The organism is Lysinibacillus sp. NPDC097162 (genome assembly GCF_044762185.1).
Taxonomy (GTDB): Bacteria; Bacillota; Bacilli; order Bacillales_A; family Planococcaceae; genus Lysinibacillus.
In genome coordinates this window covers 619,000-639,131 of sequence record NZ_JBIWDT010000001.1, presented here as the reverse complement: position 1 = coordinate 639,131, position 20,132 = coordinate 619,000, and the positions used below count along the sequence as shown (strand labels likewise).

Genomic DNA, 20,132 nt, shown 5'->3' with positions numbered 1-20,132 from the left:
TACACACTCCTTTAACCTAATAAACGATAGTAAATGGTTTTAGCTTTTTGTATATCTTGTACACCATGAATTACAACTCGCCCATCTTGGAAAATGACGATTCGGTAATCGTCAGTTTGGCAAGAAAGCAAATAAGGATTCATCTGAATTTCACCATAGGCGCGAAGTTGGTTTGCCAGCTGCTCGAATTGATAGTGAATCGGCTTTGGCGGTCGAATTTGGATTGCATCCCGTCCACAAAGTATTTGTAATTTAGTTTGATTTTCATAGGATAAATAAGGATATATTGGGTGATTACCACAAGATGGACAATCGGACTGCCTTATTTTATCTACATTGATTTCATAGTGTTGATTTTGCCAAACATCAAACGTTAAGTAGCTTTTTCTTAATGCTTTCTCATCACCAACAAGCAATTTTAAAACTTCTGCCACTTGATAGGCAGCAACAATTTGGACCGTTGGGCTAATAATTCCTACCGTATCGCAAGTCATCCCAGTATGGGGCATTACTTTTAATAAGCAATGCAAACAAGGTGTTTTGCCAGGTACAATCGTATAAGTCGCACCATAACTTCCAACACAAGAGCCGTAAACCCAAGGAATATCATATTTTTGAGCAAGGTCATTCATAAAAAAACGAACATCAAAATTATCAGTCGCATCGACCAACACATCTACATCTTTTAACAATGGTAGCAGCGATTGTGTACAAGCATCCATAATGACGGCATTGATTTCTACTTCTGCATTAATTTGTTGGAGACGATTTTTAGCTGCAATGACTTTCGGCATTTTCTCTTGTGCATCTAGCTCTGTATACAATTGTTGTCTTTGTAAATTACTCCACTCTACATAATCACGGTCAATGAGTGTCAGTTTGCCAATACCCGCACGCACAAGCGCTTCAGCACTAGCACTCCCTAATGCACCCGCACCTATTATTAGGACATGTTTTTGTTGGATGGCAGCTTGCCCTGTTTGGCCGATAGGATTAAATAATTGTTGTCTAGAATATCTATTTTGCATAAGTATATGGCCTTTCTTTCTATGAATTTTCGTTTGACCTTTTCATTTATAGCATTATAATAAAGGCAATGTTTTTAAGTAAAACACGTTCGAAGGAGGTCTTTACTGTGCATCCCACACATCATCAGCAACCAATACAAGTTGCTATTTTAACGGTCAGTGACACACGCACAAAGGCAGATGATCATGCTGGACAGCGTATTCAATCATTACTTCAAGAAGCTACATTTGACGTTGTGGACTATCAACTAACAAAGGATGAGCCACTGGATATCGCTAGTCATGTAAAAAAATGGTGCAGTGATTCAACAATTAATACCATTATCGTCACGGGTGGAACAGGTTTTACACCAAGAGACCAGACTTACGACACCATTTTGCCTCTTTTTGAAAAAGAAATGATGGGGTTTGGTGAATTATTTCGAACACTCAGCTATGAAGAAATTGGACCAAGAGCGATGTTTAGTCGTGCTACTGCTGGGAGTCTTCAACAAACAGCCATTTACGTTTTACCAGGCTCTACAAATGCGGTGACACTGGCTATGACGAAGCTCATATTACCTACTGTCAAACATTTTGTTGGTGAGTTGAATCGCTTATGAAAATGAAAATTGCTGGTATTGTATTAGCTGGCGGTCAATCCTCTCGGTATGGTAAACCTAAAATGTTTGAGATGTTTGCTGGGCAACCTTTATATAAGCATAGTCTCATAGCGTTGCAAAAAAATCAGCTATCCCCTCTCATCATTGCTACAAATGCGCACTTACAATATCAGTTTGAAGAGGAAAACGTCCACTGGATCATCGAAAAGCAACTTCATCAAGGGCCCCTTTTTGCCTTGCATCATATTATGACAGCCTATCCTGATGTGGAATGGTTTTTTGTCGTAGCAAGCGATATGCCTTATATGAATGCTGATTTTATCCAAAAAATGGTCACCTTCATTAATGACGATTATGATGCGATTGTTCCTTTACAAGCGCTACGCGATCAACCATTAGCTGCATTATATCGCCGTACAGCTTTATCCAAGGCACAACAATTAACGGAACAAAACAAACGAAGTATGAAAGTGCTGTTAGCGCAACTACGGGTTTGTTATGTCCCTTTTGATGATGATAACTCAACATTTATCAATATTAATGCACAGCAAGATTGGTCAAAAACAAATAAAAAGGAGTCTAACAATGAATAATTTTACACACTGGAACGACGAAGGTCGTCCTAAAATGGTTGATATTTCAGAAAAGGAAATCACGACACGTACTGCAATTGCTCGTAGTATCATAACTTTATCTGATGTTGTCTATGAAGCCATCCAACAAGGTGACATTAAAAAAGGTGATCCAACGCAAGTTGCTCAAATTGCAGGGATTATGGGTGCAAAAAAAACCGCAGATATCATTCCCATGTGCCATCCCATCATGCTACAAGGCACAGATTTTCAATTTCATTATGAAAAGGCAGAGAATGGCTATGAGCTCCATATCCAAGCTACGGTCAAATGTAGTGGAAAAACTGGTGTTGAAATGGAAGCCCTCACTGCTGTGTCTATTGCTGCATTAACTTTTTATGATATGTGTAAAGCAGTTGATAAAACAATGGTCATTAAAGAAACCTATCTTGTTGAAAAAACTGGTGGGAAAAGTGGCACTTTTGTGCATAAATAAACAGAAAAATTCGGCATTATTTTGCCGATTTTTTCTGTTTTTTTATACGCTACCCTCCAATATGAGACATTTCAATTTTTGAATTTTTCCTTTTTGCCGTTGTTTGCTCATTACGTTCATCTGAATAACGATCATCTCTTGTTTCCCATACTTTTGTAATACATTTGATAATGGCAGCATCATCTTGCCCTGATCGTAACAGCTCTCTTAAATCCGTGCCTTCTGTTGCAAATAAACAAGTGTATAATGTTCCTTCTGCCGAGAGACGAGCACGTGAGCAGCTGGAACAGAAAGAATCCGTAACAGACGAAATTACGCCAATCTCACCTTGTGCGTCTTGATATTGATAACGGGTTGCCACTTCCCCTTTGTAATTTGGCGCTGCTGGCTGTAACGGTGAAAATTGATGAATTTGCCCAATAATGTCCTTTTTGGACACAACATCATCTAAGCGCCAACCATTTGAATTTCCTACATCCATATATTCAATAAAGCGTAAAATATGCTGTTTTTCTTTAAAAAATTGTGCCATTGTAACGATATCTTGATCATTCTTTCCTTTTTGCACAACCATATTAATTTTCACTTGTAAACCCGCTTCTGCAGCTTTTTCAATTCCTTCTAACACCGTTAATACTTTGCCACGACGACCATTCATCTCAGAAAAACGCTCATCATCCAGTGAATCGAGACTAATTGAAACGCGAGATAAGCCAGCTTGTGCCAATGGTTGTGCAAATTTTTTTAATAAAGAACCATTTGTAGTTAATGCAATATCTTCTACACCTTCTATGCGGTGAATGCGCGCAATTAATTCAGGTAAGTTACGACGAAGTAAGGGCTCGCCGCCTGTAATCCGCACCTTTTTCACATTTAAAGAAACAAAGATTTTTACTAATCGTTCAATCTCATCAAAAGTTAATATTTTATTAGACGGTAAAAATGCGTAATCTGGACCAAATACTTCAGCTGGCATACAATAACGGCAACGAAAATTACAACGATCTGTTACGGATATTCTTAAATCTCTTAAAGGTCTATTTAATTGGTCTTGTAGATCATGCATTTAATCTCCTTCTTTCAGTGAATTGTGAGCAGGTAATAGGATACGTTTTGGATGTGTATAAATATTCAGTGTATGTTGTCGGATAAATCCTACCGTCGTAATGCCAAGTTGCTCTGCTAATTGCAATGCTAATTCAGTTGGTGCTGATTTAGATAGTACAATTTCACAGCCTATTTTGGAGACTTTTAGTAAAATTTCCGACGATATCCTTCCGCTAAAGACGATGATTTTATCTTGCATACTAATATTGTTACGGAGGCAATAGCCGTAAATTTTATCTAACGCATTATGACGTCCTATATCCATGCGACTTAAGACAATGCCATTGACATTACATAGTGCGGCATTATGCACACCACCCGTTTTCTTAAAAATGTTTGCACCGTCCTGCATCTCATGCATTAAACGAAAACAATCCTCGGTCGTCATTTGCACATGAACATCTTCCATTTTTTTCGCTACTAATGCATCATTGGTAAAAACAAATCCTTGCCGACTCATGCCACAACAAGAGGTAATATAACGTTTATTTTGCGTCTGTTGGTAATAGGGATTGACATGTTTTGTTTTAATATGCACAAAGCCCTCTTTCTCTTGGTGCCAAATTTCCTCAATATCCTCAAAGCTACGTATCACTCGTTCAGAAGCTAAGTAGCCGATAACCATATCTTCCACATACTCTGGTGTACAAACCATCGTAACAAACTCTTGCTGATTAATTTTTACAGTCACAGCGTATTCTGAGACGATTAAATCATCTATTTCTTTTACTTGCTGGCCTTCTACACGCGTAATTTTCCTTGTTATTGCTCGATCCATAAGGCATCCCCTTTACACACTGATATTTTTTTCAAAAATAAAGACGGAAATCGCAAAATCCTCTTCAATTTTAATATCTGAAAATAAGTGCAGTAATTTGCTGCCTATCAATTCTTCCATCCCCTCGGGTGGTGATTGTGTATATAAATCCTGAATCATACTCGTCCTTGCAGCATGTACCATCTTTAGCCCTTCGGGTGTACTGGCAATAAATTTTTCCGTCGGTGTGATATTTCCGTATAAAGTCGATACAGCCATATTCTCAACAAAAACAGTATGAATACGCTCTGGTCCTTTTCCAAATACTTCTTTTCTTAACTTTCGAATCATATCATTAAATTCATGTATTTTTTTAGACATAGCAACGATTCTCCCATCGTAAATAAACTTTTTTTATGCAAATTGATATGAGGTCACCCTTACAGTTTGTTAATGATATAGCAACTTGAAAAAAATTAAAAGAGATAATATTTTTTGATAATCATTCTCATTTAATAAATTTTATGATTAATATTGTTCATTTTGAAGGATACGTCTATAATAATACATATCACAAATGGAATTGATTTATTTTAATCCCTATCTCACGATGTTGCATAGTGTTTTTAATATTTGAATTCTATTGTTATTTAAAATAAAAGTAGATTGAGTTTTTAGCAAGACCTGCTAAGAATTTTATCCACCATGAATGATTAGCATGTTTTGGACATGTAATTTCATGGTGGATTTTTTTATTTTTCTAAAAAACGAGACATGGATAATTTGTTATAATCTAGAAATTAAACCTATTTCGAGGTAGATTAAAGAACAATAGGGAATTACAATAATAACAAGACAATCGCTTCAAAAATAACCAACTCGATTTGTTATTCCCTTTTGTCTTTAGCCGTAACAAGTTGTCCTATAAGTCTCAAAGTGAATAGGAGGAAGTTACCTTGACTCAAATTAAAATTAATGGCGCTCCATATGATGTAAAAGAAGGAGCTACAATCCTTGATACCATTAATCAACATGCCATTCCTCATCCTCAGATTTGTCATGTGCCTGCTGTAGACCCAATTGAAACATGTGATACTTGTATTGTGGAGGTGAATGGCCAATTAGTTCGTTCCTGCTCCACAAAGGCAGTAGACGGCATGAATATTTTATTAACTTCTGACAAAGCAAAAGCTGCACAAACAGAAGCAATGGACCGTCTACTCGAAAACCATTTATTGTACTGTACAGTATGTGATAATAACAATGGAAATTGTACATTACACAACACAGCCGAGTTAATGGAAATCGAGCATCAAAAATATCCGTACACGCCCAAAGTTGAACCACATGAAGTGGACATGTCGCATCCATTTTACCGATATGATCCCAACCAATGCATTGCATGTGGGCAATGTGTAGAGGTTTGCCAAAATTTACAGGTGAACGAAACATTATCACTCGATTGGGAAGCAGAACGACCACGTGTAATTTGGGATAAAGGTGCTGCCATTAATGATTCTTCCTGTGTAAGTTGTGGTCAATGTGTAACCGTTTGCCCATGTAACGCCTTAATGGAAAAATCCATGCTTGGAGAGGCTGGATTTATGACTGGTTTGAAACAGGATATGTTAGATCCAATGATCAGTTTGATTAAGGAAGTTGAACCGGGATATAGCGGTATTTTTGCCGTTTCTGAAGTGGAAGCAGCCATGCGTAGTAAACGCACTAAAAAAACGAAAACAGTTTGTACGTTCTGTGGTGTAGGTTGTTCATTCGAAGTATGGACAAAAGACCGAAAAATTTTAAAAGTACAGCCTTCCGATGGTCCAGTAAATGCGATTTCGACTTGTGTCAAAGGGAAATTCGGCTGGGATTTCGTCAATTCAGAAGAACGAATTACAAAACCACTTATACGTAAAAATGATGAGTTTGTTGAATCATCATGGGATGAAGCACTGGATCTAATTGCAACAAAACTTGGTGGTATTCAACAACAATATGGTCCTGGTTCTGTCGGCTTTATCTCTTCATCTAAAATTACAAATGAAGAAAATTATTTAATTCAAAAAATGGCTCGTCAGTTATTTGGAACAAATGACGTCGATAATTGTTCTCGTTATTGTCAATCTCCTGCTACTGATGGTTTATTACGTACAGTAGGTTTAGGCGGTGACGCTGGTACGATCAAAGATATTGCCAAAGCTGGTCTTGTCATTATTGTTGGTGCTAACCCAGCTGAAGGTCATCCCGTTTTAGCAACACGTGTGAAACGTGCGCATAAATTACATGGTCAGAAATTAATCGTTGCCGATATACGTAAACATGAAATGGCTGAGCGTTCCGATATCTTTATGCGTCCAAAACAAGGTACTGACCAAGTTTGGTTAATGGCAGTTACCAAATATATCATAGATCAAGGATGGCATGATGAAGCCTTTATTCGAGAAAATGTCCTTCATTTTGATGATTTCAAACAAGTACTTGAAACATATACACTTGATTATGCGCAAGAAATGACTGGTATTACGAAAGAAACATTGATTGAAGTTGCTGAGATGATTCGTGATGCAGACGGTACATGCGTTCTTTGGGGCATGGGTGTAACACAAAATACTGGAGGTTCATACACATCAGCAGCTATTTCAAATTTACTATTATCAACTGGTAACTATCGCCGTCCCGGTGCTGGGGCCTACCCTCTCCGCGGTCATAACAATGTTCAAGGTGCTTGTGATATGGGAACATTACCAAATCTATTACCAGGCTATCAAAAAGTGACTGATGATGCGGCACGTGCAAAATTCGAAAAAGCTTATGGTGTTCCTATTCAGTCCCAACCAGGTCGTACTAATATGCAAATGTTAGATGCCATTATGGAAGGTAAAATGAAAGCGATGTATTTAGTGGGCGAGGATATGGCGCTTGTTGACTGTAATGCCAACCATGTAGATGAGGTCCTTTCACAAATTGAATTTTTTGTAGTACAGGATTGTTTCCTATCACGTACAGCACAATATGCAGATGTTATTTTACCAGCTGCCCCTTCCCTTGAAAAAGAAGGTACATTTACAAATACTGAACGTCGCGTTCAGCGCCTGTATCAAGTTTTACCAACACTTGGTGAATCAAAAGCAGACTGGGAAATCCTTCAAGCCGTAGCACGTCGATTAGGAGCAGATTGGCATTATGATCATCCAAGTGATATTTTTGATGAAATGGCGAGCCTGTCTCCTCTATTCTCACAAGCTAACTATGATGTCTTAGAAGGCTGGGGTAGTTTCTGTTGGGGTAGCCACGATGGTAAAGATACACCGTTATTGTATGAAGACGGCTTTAACTTCCCTGATAAAAAAGCGCGTTTTGCTTTAAATGATTGGGTACAACCAGTTGAATTTGAGGCACAATACGATTGTCATATTAACAATGGTCGTATGCTTGAACACTTCCACGAAGGAAATTTAACAAATAAATCGAAAGGTATTCAATCAAAGGTACCTGAGATTTTCGTTGAAGTCTCACCAGAATTGGCAAAAGAACGAGGCATTGAAGATGGGGCCCTACTCCGTTTAGTATCTCCATATGGCGCGTTAAAGTTAAATGCCCTTGTTACAGATCGCGTACAAGGAAATGAATTATTTTTACCAATGAACTCTGTTAGCAAAGATTCAGCTATCAACTTCTTAACTGGTCCTGCAGCAGATGTTAATACATCAACACCAGCTTATAAACAAACAAAAGTACGAGTAGAAGTGCTAAAAGCAAAAGGCAAAACACCACTTCCTCGCACTAACCCTCGCTATAAAAAGCGTCATCCTCAAAATGGTGTTGAGGTACAACGAAAATGGAATCGTCCTGGCTACGTTCACTTAACAACCATAAACGAAAGAGAGTGAGAGCATGGCTGCACCCATTACAAATATAAAAAAACAACAAGTAACAGAAGAACAGCTAAAGGAACAAAAATTAGATAATCTCAAACAACTGCTTTCTGATCAAGAAGAAGCGGTCAATCAAGTGTTGCTTATTATGGCTGAATTAAATGATATCGGTGCATTAGAAGCAGCAATGAAGCTACTAGAAGCTAAAGAAGAAGTCGCCCATGTTGCACTTGGACAATTAACACGTAAACCTGTAACTAATATCATTAATAATTTAATGGGGGTTGCGGGAGCATTGACGGAGCTAAGTCCTGAAACAACGACTAAGCTGATTGATGGCTTAAATTCAGGTGTAGAGGAAGCCAACAAAGCACTTGAATCCGATGAAAAAGTAAGTGCCTTTAAGCTTGTAAAAATGTTAAATGATCCAGATGTCAATCGTGCGCTCAATTTTGGGGTCCATTTCTTAAAAGGACTTGGCAAAGGTTTAAAAGAATAAGGTGGTTCTGTTATGTTAGTACAAGAAGATGTAATCAACGCATTACAACAAGTTCAAGATCCTGAGCTTCATCAGAGTATCGTCACATTGAATATGGTGCGCAATATTCATATACATGACACCCATCTATCACTGGATATTATTTTAACGATTCCAGGATGTCCGTTAAAAGCGAAAATCAAGCAAGATGTGGAGGAAGCATTACAAGCAATTGGTGCAACCAGTGTTGCCATTACCTTTGGCGCTATGACAGATCAGGAACGTCGTGCATTAGCCGCCTCTTTACAAGAGAAAAATGTTGATGCACAAGGCATGCCGCACATGTTGCAGCTTAATTCTGGTGTGCAATTCATTGCTATCACAAGTGGCAAAGGCGGTGTTGGGAAATCGACTGTTACGATTAATTTAGCGGTCGCTCTTGCCCGTCTTGGTAAACGTGTTGGCATACTTGATGCTGATATTTATGGCTTTAGTATTCCTGCTATGATGAACATTGACCAAAAGCCTACTATGCTTGATCAAACAGCGATTCCTATTGAAAGTCATGGGGTTAAATTGATGTCGATGGGCTTTTTCACAAATGGGAACCAGCCTGTTATGTGGCGTGGCCCTATGCTTAACAAATGGATTCGTAATTTCCTTGTCAATACGTTATGGGGCGATTTGGACTATCTCTTAATTGATTTACCTCCAGGAACTGGGGATGTGGCCATTGATATGGCAGCGATGATTCCACAAGCACAAGAAATCATCGTGACAACACCGCATCTTGCCGCCTCTCACGTCGCATCCCGTGCAGGCTTGATGGCACAACATACGAAGCATACTATACTTGGTGTAGTAGAAAACATGGCTTATTTTGCAGGGGCAGATGGTCAAAAAAACTATCTATTTGGACAAGGTGGAGCCGAACATTTGGCAGATTTACTGCAAGCCCAAGTAATAGCTCATATTCCTTTCGCCCAGCCTGAAGAAAATACAGGCTCCTCGGTATATGATGAAGAAACAATTATCGGCGAAATATTTACTCAGCTAGCAGAAGATTTACTATATTATTAAACAAAAATCCCTTGATTTGCTTTTACACAAATCAAGGGATTTTTTCTGTCACAAGTAGCCCGCCTTTTTTAATACTTGCATGAAATAAAAACGATACGTATTTTGCACAAATGTCTCTAAAGAAAGCCCTACATTCACCTGATATTTCGTAAAAATAAAATAAAACCGTTTATCCCATTTTAAACGTAATAACGCTCCTGCATCTTCACCATACTTCGCTGTAAATTCCACAATTAAAGGCTCAATCATCTCATAACAATAGTCTTTTAAATTCGCTAGTGCTTCAATATCTTTATCCCTTTGAAAGCGAATAATCCAATCCACTAATTGCTCATTCATGTCCGAACGTCATCCTTTTATATAGAGTTTCTTCCTATTTAATAATACTCTTTTTTTATGGAGCCGAAAAGTGAACAAAACTTAGCCCATCGAATTATCAGAATTGTTTGGGTGACTGGCACTATATTGGGGTTGCGAAAATTTGTTTTTCTTCTGGGTCCCATAAAACAATTCCAACATCTTGTTTTTGATCGATAATACGAATCGTAACAGGAACATAATCAAATAAAATAGAATTTAATTTTGTACTAATAAACTGCAAAAGGCCAATCAATTCCGTATCATTTATTAAAGGTGCATGTACCTCTATTTTTATATCCGCTAATTTTCCATCTTCATATCGAAGCTTTCCAAATGCTTTAGGATTTAAATGTTTGAAATTCTTTTGTATTTCTTCTTTAAAACTTAATAATTTATTATATGTATCTTGATCCAAACTATATAAGGCATCGGAAGGGAATGTGTAATCTTTCTTATCTATGTCAGTCCATTTATCTATTTTATCCTTGCTCTCTGCAATTAAGGTTTCAGCTAAAAAAATGCCTGGAAGTATATCATTTTTATTGGATTCTTGATACAACGTTAAATAGATTGGAACATTAGGCATTGCTTCATTTTTTCTGATATCTTTTACTATTGCTTCCGCTATTTTTTTACCATAATTACCTACATCATTTACATCATCGTTATTATTATCAACTTTCACTTGGTCTGTATAAATCAAGCCTTTATCATCAGATACTCGTATGTCATAATATTCATTTAACGATATGGCTATTGCTATCCCTTCTATTTTCCCACTTTTTTTGTTAATGTAATTTTGTTCTAACACATGTGATAAAATTAGCGGATTCGCTTTTTCATCCTCTAAAACATTACCAGTACTATTTTCTATTGGTGGATTTAAACCTAAGCCTTCTTCAGTTTTCCTAGCTAACCATTGCCTAATCATATTTTTATCTAAATATTGGCCTTCCTGCATATAAAAACTACTTGGCGAAAAATAATTTACTGATAAATTCATTAACCCCTTCTCAATTTCATTAATATTTAAAGTATTATTCATATTACTAACAATTAATCCTCTGGCAACATTCAATTTAGCAGGCTGTTGAATTTCGTATGTTTCCTTTTTCTGAATTGAAGATATATACATTTTCTCTTGATTATTATCTTCTTCATTATCACTACAAGCAGCTAAAAAAAATAAGGGTGATATTAATAATAGTGCACTTTTTCTTATATCCATGTCTATAATTCTCCTTTCTTATTGTGTTATTATGAAAAGCTTTCACTACTCTCGTCATACCTTATATTACCATAAGTTCTATTAATATTTATATTAAAGACTTTATATATTGCAAACGCTATTTGTTATTTAAAGAAGGTGCAAAACGTCCAGTTGCTAGCAAATAAAACAATCGATTTACTGTTATTTAAAGTGCATTTTTCATCCAAAATGGAGTTTTATCTACATACAAAAAACCCTATAAAAATACAGGGTTATTGTAAATGATTTATATCAATAATTAACTCTCACTCATAAAGGCTTTTGAATAATTTACTGTTCCTTGAACATTAGTCAAAGAATCTTTCGTCAGTTCAATTGCCATAAATACTTCATCTGGCACTTCAAAAGGTGCTTTTATATTCCATAAACTTGCCTTTTTAAATCCGAATTTCGGATAATAATCTTTGTGTCCTAAAACGATTACTGACTGAAAACCAAGCTCTTTTGCACGTTTTAAGGCTGCATTAATTAATTGACTACCTACACCTTTCTTGTGGTGTTCAGGTGCGACTGCAACAGGAGCAAGTGCTAAAGAATCTACAGTTAAATTAGAAGCGACAATTGTTATTTTAGATAAAAGAATATGACCAATAATTTCATTCGTTTCCTGAGCTATCGCTACTAATGACAAGTCAGAAACAAAAGCATCTGATTGTCTAATTTTATTCACAAGAAAATGCTCTTGTTTGTCACTTTGTTCTACATTTAAAAATGCCATTTTGACAACATCTTCAATTTTTTTGCAATCTGAAGGGTGCTCTTGCCTAATTTTAATATTCATATACTCTCCTTTTTTTAAAAAATTTTCGTTTTAAAAAATTTAGAAATTACCCAACATACCTTCTTAATAATAATTATTAAGAAAGTTTACACCCCAGTAAGAAACATAAGTTAATCAAACAAAAACCTCTAATTTAATATGAGCCTATTTTATTTCAAATTTATATGGCAAGTCAAACATGCTATTTTTTAGAATAAAATAGTAACTGTGAAATTGTTTGTAAATTGTGTGGGTGACTGGCACTCCTACAAAAAAATTAAGTTCGGTACTGTACCGAACTTAATTCTTAGGAACTTATTTTGTTCCGCTTGCTCCAAATCCAGAAGCTCCACGAACAGTTTGAGATAATTCATTTACTTCTAGCAGTTGAATAGAAGGGACAATTTGGATTACCATTTGGGCAATGCGCATTGATTTCTCAACGATAAATGTTTCTTTACCATGATTAATTAAAATAACGCCAATTTCGCCTCTGTACCCTTCATCAATTGTACCTGGACTATTGAGAACAGTTACACTATGTTTTAATGCTAGTCCACTTCTTGGACGAACTTGCGCTTCTGTCCCTTTTGGTAATTCAATTTGTAAGCCTGTTTTTATTAATCTTGCTTCTCCCGAAGGAATTTCGACTGCTTCAATTGAATAAAGATCCATTCCCGCATCACCTGGATTTGCTTGCAAAGGTAGCAATGCATCAGCATGAATTCTTTTGATTTTTACGTCTAAGTTCATTATTTTCATCCTTAACGATTAAATTTAAATGTGTCATCTGTAATTGGCGCTACTTTTGCTTTTGCGTAAGTAGAACCCTTTTGTGAAAAGAAGTCATATGTTGAACCTTCATTGCGAATACCATTCATAACGATAGGATTAACTTCTTCTTCCGGGAACATTGGGTCAAATCCAACATTCATTAACGCTTTATTAGCATTATAGCGAACGTAAGCTTTTACTTCAGGCGATAAACCTGTTTCAGCATAAATATCTTCTGTATAATTCATTTCATTTTGATATAAATCAAGTAATAATTCATAACCCCATAATGTTAGCTCTTCTTGCTTTTCCTTAGAAAATTGCTTATATAAATTTTGAGCAAAGAAGCCTACTGCCACACCGTGGATGGATTCATCGCGTAAAATAAGGGAAATAATTTCTGCACTATTGCGAAGAAAGCCTTGCCCTCCTAAGTATAATGGGTAGAAGAAGCCAGAGTAGAAAAGGAATGATTCTAGCATAACGGACGAGAACATCGCTTTCCACAAACTTTCTGAATCCCCTTCTTCAATACTATTATAAATATCTGCAATTTTATTAGCCTTATATTGTAGATATTCATTTTTCTTTACCCATTCAAATAGCGCGTCAATTTCTTCATTTGTACAAAGCGTTGTGAATATATATGAGTAAGATTTTGCATGGATCGCTTCAAATGCATCAAATACAGTAAGAACAGCCTTTTCTTGAAGATCTGTTGTAAAAGCTGCAACACGGTTCATCCCAATATTAGTTTGAACTGTATCAAGTAATGTTAAGCCTGCAAATACTTTCTTATACGTATCTTGGTGCTCGAAATTTTTCCACTGTTGGATATCCTTACTTACTGCAATTTCTTCTGGAAACCAAATTTGTTTCCATTGTTGGTCCCAAAATACTTGTGCTAGTTCACTCGTTGACTTATTCCAATTGACCGCTTCGTAAATTATATTTGACATGCGACACACTCCTCTAAGCTTTGCAAACGTTGACGGACATAATAAACAGATTTAATTCCCTTTACCCAAGCATAAATATAAATTTTAGCCAACTGTTCCGTTGTCCAGTTATCAGTTACATACAGCGTCATCGAAATACCTTGGTCTACATGTTTTTGAGATGCTGCATATAAATCGATTAAATCATATGGATTCACATCATATGCTTCAACATATAAATGACTGTTATCATTTGTTAAATGTGGCATTGGGTAAATTGTTCGACTATCCGCATAATCACGTACCTCTACGCGCTCAGTACTTGGTGCAATCGAAGCTGTACAGCTACGAATGTATGAAATACTACCAGTTGGTGCAATAGCTAGACGATAAGAATGGAATAAACCATATTGCATGACATCCTGTTTTAATGTTTCCCACATTTTTGATGTCACAATTGGAATATTTCCTAGTGCTTTTAATACAACAGGTGAGAGCTCTACTTCGATTTTGTTTACATATTGATCAAAATAAACGCCTGAAGCATAATCACTATCCTCAAAACGGTAGAACGTTTCGCCTCTTTCCTTAGCAATCTCCATAGATGATTTAAGTGAATAATAGTTCATCGCTTCCATAAAGCTGTCCATAAAATCAATCGAATCCTTTGAACCATACATGATTCCTTCTGTAACAAGATGGCCATGTAAATTCATACAACCAAGCCCTACCGAATGCATTAGTTTATTTGCTTTAGCTACAGGCGGTACATTCGTGATGTTCGTCATTTGCGACACATTCGTTAATAAATGCATTGCCGTATCAACTAATGTTCCAAAATCATTTACTTTACTTGCGGCATGAATATCAATTGAACCTAGGTTACACGATACATCCAGCCCGTATTCATTTGGTTCATTTTGGTCAGAAATTATACTTGTTTCTTGTACTTGTAGAATTTCTGTACATAGGTTTGACATTTTTACACGGCCTATATTTTTAAGTGGATGTACATCGTTGACATTATCATCAAAAATTTCGAAAGGATAGCCTGATTCAAATTGGGCTTTTTTCACTTCTGTATAAAGTCGACGAGCATTCAAGCGTTTAATTTTACGGATATTCGGGTTATCTAGTAACTCGTAATACATCTCAGTAATTGAGATTTCAGACATCCGTTTACCATATTCTTTATAAATATCATATGGGCTAAACAACACAATATCTTTATCACGTTTCATAAGTTCAAAGAAAATACTTGGAATAATAATACCTGTTGATAGTGTTGCTAGACGGATTTTATCATCCGCATTTGGCTTTTTCGATGAAATAAAATTTTCTATATCTGCGTGGAAAATATTTAGATAGACAACGCCAGAGCCGTTTCGTTGTCCAAGCTGATTCGAATAGCTAAACGAATTTTCTAGAAGTTTAGCAACTGGGATAACACCACTTGCACGATTTAAAATTTCTTTAATAGGATCACCTAATGGACGTAAATCAGTTAAGTTTACCCCCACTCCACCTCCAAGGCGTGATAGCTCCAAACAATAACCAATATTCTCAGCAATACTATTCATTGAATCGTCCATTGATAGTTTAAAGCAGCTTACTAATTCGCCACGCGCTTTTTTCCCACTGTTTAATGCAGTTGGCGTTGCTGGTTGGTACGCTTCCATCATTGCCTCAACAGAACGTTCTGCTAACACAGTGTTCCCTTGTGCTAAATATAAAGCGATGATAACAATACGATCTTCATATTTTTCTAAAATTTCTTCTCCGTCACGACTTTTCATTGCGTAGCTATCATAAAATTTACTCGCACTCATAAATGAAGGGAAGCGGAAATTGTAATCGTATGCTTTTTTGTATAGATGTTTAATAAAATCTATATCATACATGTCGATAAATTGTTTCTCATAGTAACCCTCATCGACTAAATAGCGAATTTTTTCTTCAATATCAATAAAATAACGTAGACGCACATTTACATATTCTAAAAAATAACGGCGTGTTGCTTCACGGTCCTTTTCAAGCTCTAATTGACCTGTCGTGCTATAGCGATTAAGCACCTCATTATTAAGCTTTAAATATGTTTTCATCCCTTCACCCTCGTTTCATAAAACATTTGTATTACTTCATAATCAGCCTGATATCCCCGTAAATCTAGTTTACATACTAACGGGACCTTATAGGCTTCTGCAATTTTCTCACCAGCTCCGCCAAACACATGGTGTCCAAAATTACTATTACCACTAACAGCTACTCCCTTGCAAAATTCCTTGTTTTGCTCTAAAAAGCGGGCTACTTTTGCAGGAATATCACCTAAGCCGTCTGTGTATGTTATCAAAAGATAGGGCTCAGTCAACAATAATCCATCATATATTTCAATTGACTCACCATCTAATTTAGTAACAATACTTCGCACATTACCTGTACGACTGGCATAAACGATCATATTGCAATCATCTCAATTTGAGAAACGATTTCTTTGACATCTCCTATAAATGTGTCATTTACTTCAAGAACAGGCACACTTAAAAAGCCTGCGTCCATAATTTTTTGTTTTGCTTGTTCGTCATGATCAATATTCACAATTTCTGCCTCAAGTCCTGCACGTTGTAATTCCGATTTGACCCAAAGACATTTTGGGCATATAGTTTTAGTATAAAGTTTCATTTTAAATTCCCTCTTTTCATAATATAAAAAGGCTATCTCTCGGGAGAGACAGCCTAAGTTAGAAACGTAAAAAAGCCAAAGAATAGTCACGTCCCCATTTCTTATTCCCCGAAGAAAGGTTGATTTGTTTTATGATAGGCAGGTCTCCTGGCTTTGCTTCACTCTCTGATTTCCTTCCCATACGAATGCACAGTGGATTAAATCATCGTCAGCTTTTACAGTTGCGGGGACAGCGTCGGAATATACCGAACTTCCCTATTACACTACATATTGTAGTACCTAAATAAAACGAACACAATATATTGTTATTCAATACAATTAAGTGTACCATCCTTCAAGTAAAAAGTAAATCTAGAAAAGGGAATTCTTTATTGTGTAACTTTTCGTTATTTTCTGTAGAACGAATTCGTAGTACCAAAGAATTATAGATTATTTTACATGGCGATCATCCATAAAATATAAGCATAATTTTTATTTTACTCCAATAAACTGCGATAGTTTCTTATAGAAATCAGGTGTTGCTGCTGCATAGATATTGAACTGAGGATTATATTTAGACAATAGTTTAACTAATTTCATAGCACTTAAAAGATTTTGTTCACTATCATAAGCCCTATAACTCTCGTACAATTCTTTTACTTTATCATTTCCAGTAAGACAAAAGAAATCTATCACATCTGCGTTCTTTAAATAATCATTTTTCCATTCGTAACAAATTAAATTTGTCAGAAAAAACATTTCCAATCCAGGCATTTTACCTTTGTTGATAAGCATTGCCATTCCATAATCAAATGCATTTTCTTTCCATTTCAATGCCCGACGGTCATTATAAAAACGCATTAACTTTTGTAAACCATGTCCATTTTCTTTCACAAGATAAAAATGAATATTTGTATTGGCGTCAATTTTTCCCCATTGTTCAATGGTGAATTTATATTTTTTTATAAGCTTCATCCAAAGTTTCTGGAGCCGTTCTTCTGAAAAATAGTGTGTTTGTTCGTTCCACCAAAGAAAAGAGTCAAAATATACTAGCGCATCAAGCCTCTCTAATTTCTCGTTATTAAAGCTTTCTAATAATTCTATAAAAAAAGAGTCTGGTCGATTTATTAAAGAATCCCTTTCCAGATCATCATGATTTTGCATACATTTCAAACCTTCTCTTTCCCTTTAATTTTATTTCTTGTAATCTGCTCGTTCCTTATTTAGCGCCTACTATTTCACGTTTTACATTTAAATAAGCATAATTAATATTTTTATAATCATGCTCATTTTCTTGTATTAGCCTGTTCATATATGTTTGCAAAGAAATGCCATTTTGGCCCGAAAGGTTATTCATAATTTGTTGTTTTAACTGATTTTCATAAAATGAAATTGAATGTGATGTCATCTAGTTCACTCCTAAATTAGTCCATAAAAAAAACATCTTTCCTTTTACAGTAAAGATGTCAGCTATGACTGAAATACTGCATAGTTCTTCAACCAATGATAAATAAGTCGTCTATTGATAATAGACACCCTTTCTTTGGTTGTCGCACTATGAGTATGATGAAAACAAATCGCCACACTCAACACCTCCTATCCTCGTAGGTTTATTGGTTGTACTAGATAAAGGCAGGTCTCCTGGCTTATAGTCATCGCACATTTTTCCTTCCCATTACGACGTAACAGTGGTTTTTTAAAATGTGCTCCTATTTACAGTTGCGGGACAGCGTCGGATTTTAACCGTTCTTCCCTTTTAAACAAACTCACAATGAATTTGTACCTCTATCCTATTATTCCGTTTACATTATTATAACATATCCTATTTCACTCTCTAACAACTTATCAAAGAATAGACAAGCCATGATGCGAAACATCACAAAAAAATCAGGAACACTGTTTAACTGACATTCCTGATTTTGATAATATTTATTCAATTAGTAGCTTGCTCTACTGTTATAGCCTATTAATAGACGAGTTCAAGTTTGTTACCTTAATAGAAGCTTCTCGCTTGTTTTCTGCATAGTCTGCACGGTCTTCACGAATAAAACTCATAGCTATGGCACCAAAAATTGCAGCAATACCAATTGCAAAAAAGTTAAACTGTGGTTGAAGATTAAAAGTTAGTAGAATTCCCATATAAGTTGGTGCAACAATTGAACCAATACGACCAAATGCCATTGTACTTCCAAGTGCTGCCGCGCGAACCTCCACTGAGTAATATTCAGCTACATAGGCATTCGACATGTTTTGTAAACCGAGTGATGCTGCACCAATAATAATAATGAGCCCATAGGCCAAATAAATATTTTTAGAGAAACCTATAAGTGTCAGGGATACGGCACCAACTAAATAAAGCGGGATAAGGACACGTTTGAAACCAAAGTATTTAATGACATTGCCTAATGCCAGGGTGCCTGCAATTGATCCGAATTGTAGTGCGACAATAAACATCAAACTTGAGCTTAAGCCATAGCCTGCATTCATCATTAAAGTTGGGAGCCATGTATTTAATGAATACATCAAGATAAATGTACAGAAACATGACAACCAAAACATCATTGTACTTAAAGCAAGTTTGTTTTTAAATAGATCCCGCACGGGTGACTTTTGTATTTTTTCCTGTTCGACATATACAAATTGAATATCTTTAGGAAGCGTTGGTTCTATTTTTTGAAGGGCAGTAGTTAGTGCTTTTGTATCCTTTTGTTGCACTAAAGAATGAATAGATTCTGGGATGATGCATACAAAAAGAGGCAGTGTAAGAAGTGGTAAACCTGCAATCCAATAAACAGGTTGCCAACCGAATTTTTCTAAAAAAACCTGTCCACTGAATGAGGCTAGCATGGCACCTACAGAGTAACCACAAAAAATTATTGAAATAATAGCAGCACGATGTTTAGTCGGTGCGTATTCTGAAATTAAGGCTGCAATATTCGGCATCACACCACCAAATCCTAGCCCTGCAATAACACGAAAAATTACAAATAGTAGCGGTGATGTGGCAAATCCAGATAACAAAGTAAAGAAGCTGAAAATAAACGTTGTAAAAATAATCATGCGTTTTCTTCCGAAGTGATCTGCGTACAATCCGAATATGACAGCACCAATGGCCGTCCCTATCGTTGTATAACTACTAATTGACCCTGCTATAAGATTAGAGATGCCCCATTGTGCTTTTAACATAGGAATAGACGCACCATAAATAACAACATCATAACCATCGAACATCATGATAAAAAACAAACAAATAATGAAACGATAATGAAACCCTTTCAATTTACTCTGATTAACTACATCTATGGGATTAACTATATTCACGGTAGCCTCCGACATACATTTAATTTAAGGTAAATGGCTATCATTTTTAAATG

21 protein-coding genes and 2 riboswitches are annotated in these 20,132 nt (G+C 36.0%); of the genes, 6 read left to right on the top strand and 15 right to left on the bottom strand.

Features of this window, described 5'->3' with window-relative positions:
* Window positions 1–11: 11 nt before the first annotated feature.
* On the bottom strand, window positions 12–1,028 hold the full coding sequence (locus ACIQXW_RS03055; RefSeq protein ID WP_402759832.1) for a thiazole biosynthesis adenylyltransferase ThiF: 1,017 nt from the start codon (window positions 1,026–1,028) through the stop codon (window positions 12–14).
* Between the two features lie 107 nt (window positions 1,029–1,135).
* Between ACIQXW_RS03055 and ACIQXW_RS03050 the strand changes: the two genes are divergently transcribed.
* From ACIQXW_RS03050 to moaC, 3 genes are read left to right on the top strand one after another with little or no spacing between them, the layout of a single operon-like run.
* The gene (locus ACIQXW_RS03050; protein ID WP_401018820.1) at window positions 1,136–1,630 is read left to right on the top strand and encodes a MogA/MoaB family molybdenum cofactor biosynthesis protein; all 495 of its coding nucleotides are present in this window, start codon (window positions 1,136–1,138) and stop codon (window positions 1,628–1,630) included.
* Window positions 1,627–2,223, top strand: coding sequence for a molybdenum cofactor guanylyltransferase (gene mobA, locus ACIQXW_RS03045; protein WP_402759830.1), 597 nt, complete (start codon window positions 1,627–1,629; stop codon window positions 2,221–2,223). The genes ACIQXW_RS03050 and mobA overlap by 4 nt, the downstream gene beginning before the upstream one ends.
* Window positions 2,216–2,698 (top strand): cyclic pyranopterin monophosphate synthase MoaC, encoded by a 483-nt coding sequence (moaC, locus tag ACIQXW_RS03040; protein ID WP_401018823.1) that lies wholly within the window; start codon window positions 2,216–2,218, stop codon window positions 2,696–2,698. Before mobA ends, moaC begins: the two co-directional genes overlap by 8 nt.
* A gap of 49 nt (window positions 2,699–2,747) precedes the next feature.
* On the opposite strand, the gene moaA is transcribed toward moaC, so the two are convergent.
* The 3 genes from moaA to ACIQXW_RS03025 are packed head-to-tail and all read right to left on the bottom strand — an operon-like array spanning window position 2,748 to window position 4,943.
* Window positions 2,748–3,764: a GTP 3',8-cyclase MoaA gene (moaA, locus tag ACIQXW_RS03035; RefSeq protein ID WP_402759828.1), complete on the bottom strand. Its 1,017-nt coding sequence runs from the start codon at window positions 3,762–3,764 to the stop codon at window positions 2,748–2,750.
* On the bottom strand, window positions 3,765–4,583 hold the full coding sequence (gene fdhD / locus ACIQXW_RS03030; protein ID WP_340825345.1) for a formate dehydrogenase accessory sulfurtransferase FdhD: 819 nt from the start codon (window positions 4,581–4,583) through the stop codon (window positions 3,765–3,767).
* Between the two features lie 12 nt (window positions 4,584–4,595).
* Window positions 4,596–4,943: a Na-translocating system protein MpsC family protein gene (locus ACIQXW_RS03025; protein WP_402759826.1), complete on the bottom strand. Its 348-nt coding sequence runs from the start codon at window positions 4,941–4,943 to the stop codon at window positions 4,596–4,598.
* 575 nt (window positions 4,944–5,518) lie between these two features.
* Here ACIQXW_RS03025 and fdhF point away from each other — a divergent pair.
* Genes fdhF through ACIQXW_RS03010 form a run of 3 tightly spaced genes read left to right on the top strand, consistent with a single transcriptional unit; the run spans window position 5,519 to window position 9,998 of the window.
* Window positions 5,519–8,455 (top strand): formate dehydrogenase subunit alpha, encoded by a 2,937-nt coding sequence (fdhF, locus tag ACIQXW_RS03020; protein ID WP_402759825.1) that lies wholly within the window; start codon window positions 5,519–5,521, stop codon window positions 8,453–8,455.
* Between the two features lie 4 nt (window positions 8,456–8,459).
* Complete coding sequence (locus ACIQXW_RS03015) at window positions 8,460–8,939, top strand: helical membrane plugin domain-containing protein (protein ID WP_402759823.1); 480 nt, start codon at window positions 8,460–8,462, stop codon at window positions 8,937–8,939.
* A gap of 12 nt (window positions 8,940–8,951) precedes the next feature.
* On the top strand, window positions 8,952–9,998 hold the full coding sequence (locus ACIQXW_RS03010; RefSeq protein WP_402759822.1) for an Mrp/NBP35 family ATP-binding protein: 1,047 nt from the start codon (window positions 8,952–8,954) through the stop codon (window positions 9,996–9,998).
* Window positions 9,999–10,046: 48 nt separating this feature from the next.
* Here ACIQXW_RS03010 and ACIQXW_RS03005 read toward each other — a convergent pair whose 3' ends face one another.
* The 11 genes from ACIQXW_RS03005 to ACIQXW_RS02955 form a co-directional block, all read right to left on the bottom strand.
* Window positions 10,047–10,337, bottom strand: a complete 291-nt coding sequence (locus ACIQXW_RS03005) for a hypothetical protein (RefSeq protein WP_402759820.1) — start codon at window positions 10,335–10,337, stop codon at window positions 10,047–10,049.
* Between the two features lie 121 nt (window positions 10,338–10,458).
* Window positions 10,459–11,586: a CamS family sex pheromone protein gene (locus ACIQXW_RS03000; RefSeq protein ID WP_402759819.1), complete on the bottom strand. Its 1,128-nt coding sequence runs from the start codon at window positions 11,584–11,586 to the stop codon at window positions 10,459–10,461.
* Window positions 11,587–11,866: 280 nt separating this feature from the next.
* The gene (locus ACIQXW_RS02995; RefSeq protein WP_402759817.1) at window positions 11,867–12,409 is read right to left on the bottom strand and encodes a GNAT family N-acetyltransferase; all 543 of its coding nucleotides are present in this window, start codon (window positions 12,407–12,409) and stop codon (window positions 11,867–11,869) included.
* Window positions 12,410–12,703: 294 nt separating this feature from the next.
* The gene (gene dut, locus ACIQXW_RS02990; protein ID WP_340825357.1) at window positions 12,704–13,141 is read right to left on the bottom strand and encodes a dUTP diphosphatase; all 438 of its coding nucleotides are present in this window, start codon (window positions 13,139–13,141) and stop codon (window positions 12,704–12,706) included.
* 11 nt (window positions 13,142–13,152) lie between these two features.
* On the bottom strand, window positions 13,153–14,121 hold the full coding sequence (gene nrdF, locus ACIQXW_RS02985) for a class 1b ribonucleoside-diphosphate reductase subunit beta (protein WP_340825359.1): 969 nt from the start codon (window positions 14,119–14,121) through the stop codon (window positions 13,153–13,155).
* Window positions 14,109–16,202: a class 1b ribonucleoside-diphosphate reductase subunit alpha gene (gene nrdE, locus ACIQXW_RS02980; RefSeq protein ID WP_401018835.1), complete on the bottom strand. Its 2,094-nt coding sequence runs from the start codon at window positions 16,200–16,202 to the stop codon at window positions 14,109–14,111. Before nrdE ends, nrdF begins: the two co-directional genes overlap by 13 nt.
* Window positions 16,199–16,558: a class Ib ribonucleoside-diphosphate reductase assembly flavoprotein NrdI gene (gene nrdI / locus ACIQXW_RS02975; RefSeq protein ID WP_401018836.1), complete on the bottom strand. Its 360-nt coding sequence runs from the start codon at window positions 16,556–16,558 to the stop codon at window positions 16,199–16,201. Before nrdI ends, nrdE begins: the two co-directional genes overlap by 4 nt.
* Window positions 16,555–16,779: a glutaredoxin family protein gene (locus ACIQXW_RS02970; RefSeq protein WP_173478376.1), complete on the bottom strand. Its 225-nt coding sequence runs from the start codon at window positions 16,777–16,779 to the stop codon at window positions 16,555–16,557. The genes nrdI and ACIQXW_RS02970 overlap by 4 nt, the downstream gene beginning before the upstream one ends.
* A gap of 120 nt (window positions 16,780–16,899) precedes the next feature.
* A riboswitch (cobalamin riboswitch) is annotated at window positions 16,900–17,077 on the bottom strand.
* A 173-nt stretch (window positions 17,078–17,250) separates the two neighbouring features.
* A complete protein-coding gene (locus ACIQXW_RS02965) occupies window positions 17,251–17,922 on the bottom strand; it encodes a hypothetical protein (protein WP_402759814.1) in 672 nt (223 codons plus the stop codon).
* Between the two features lie 55 nt (window positions 17,923–17,977).
* Window positions 17,978–18,166 (bottom strand): hypothetical protein, encoded by a 189-nt coding sequence (locus tag ACIQXW_RS02960; RefSeq protein WP_402759812.1) that lies wholly within the window; start codon window positions 18,164–18,166, stop codon window positions 17,978–17,980.
* A 206-nt stretch (window positions 18,167–18,372) separates the two neighbouring features.
* Window positions 18,373–18,560: riboswitch (cobalamin riboswitch) on the bottom strand.
* A 154-nt stretch (window positions 18,561–18,714) separates the two neighbouring features.
* Window positions 18,715–20,079 carry an MFS transporter gene (locus ACIQXW_RS02955; RefSeq protein WP_402759810.1) on the bottom strand — a complete coding sequence of 455 codons (1,365 nt, stop codon included), beginning with the start codon at window positions 20,077–20,079 and terminating at the stop codon, window positions 18,715–18,717.
* Between the last annotated feature and the right edge of the window lie 53 nt (window positions 20,080–20,132).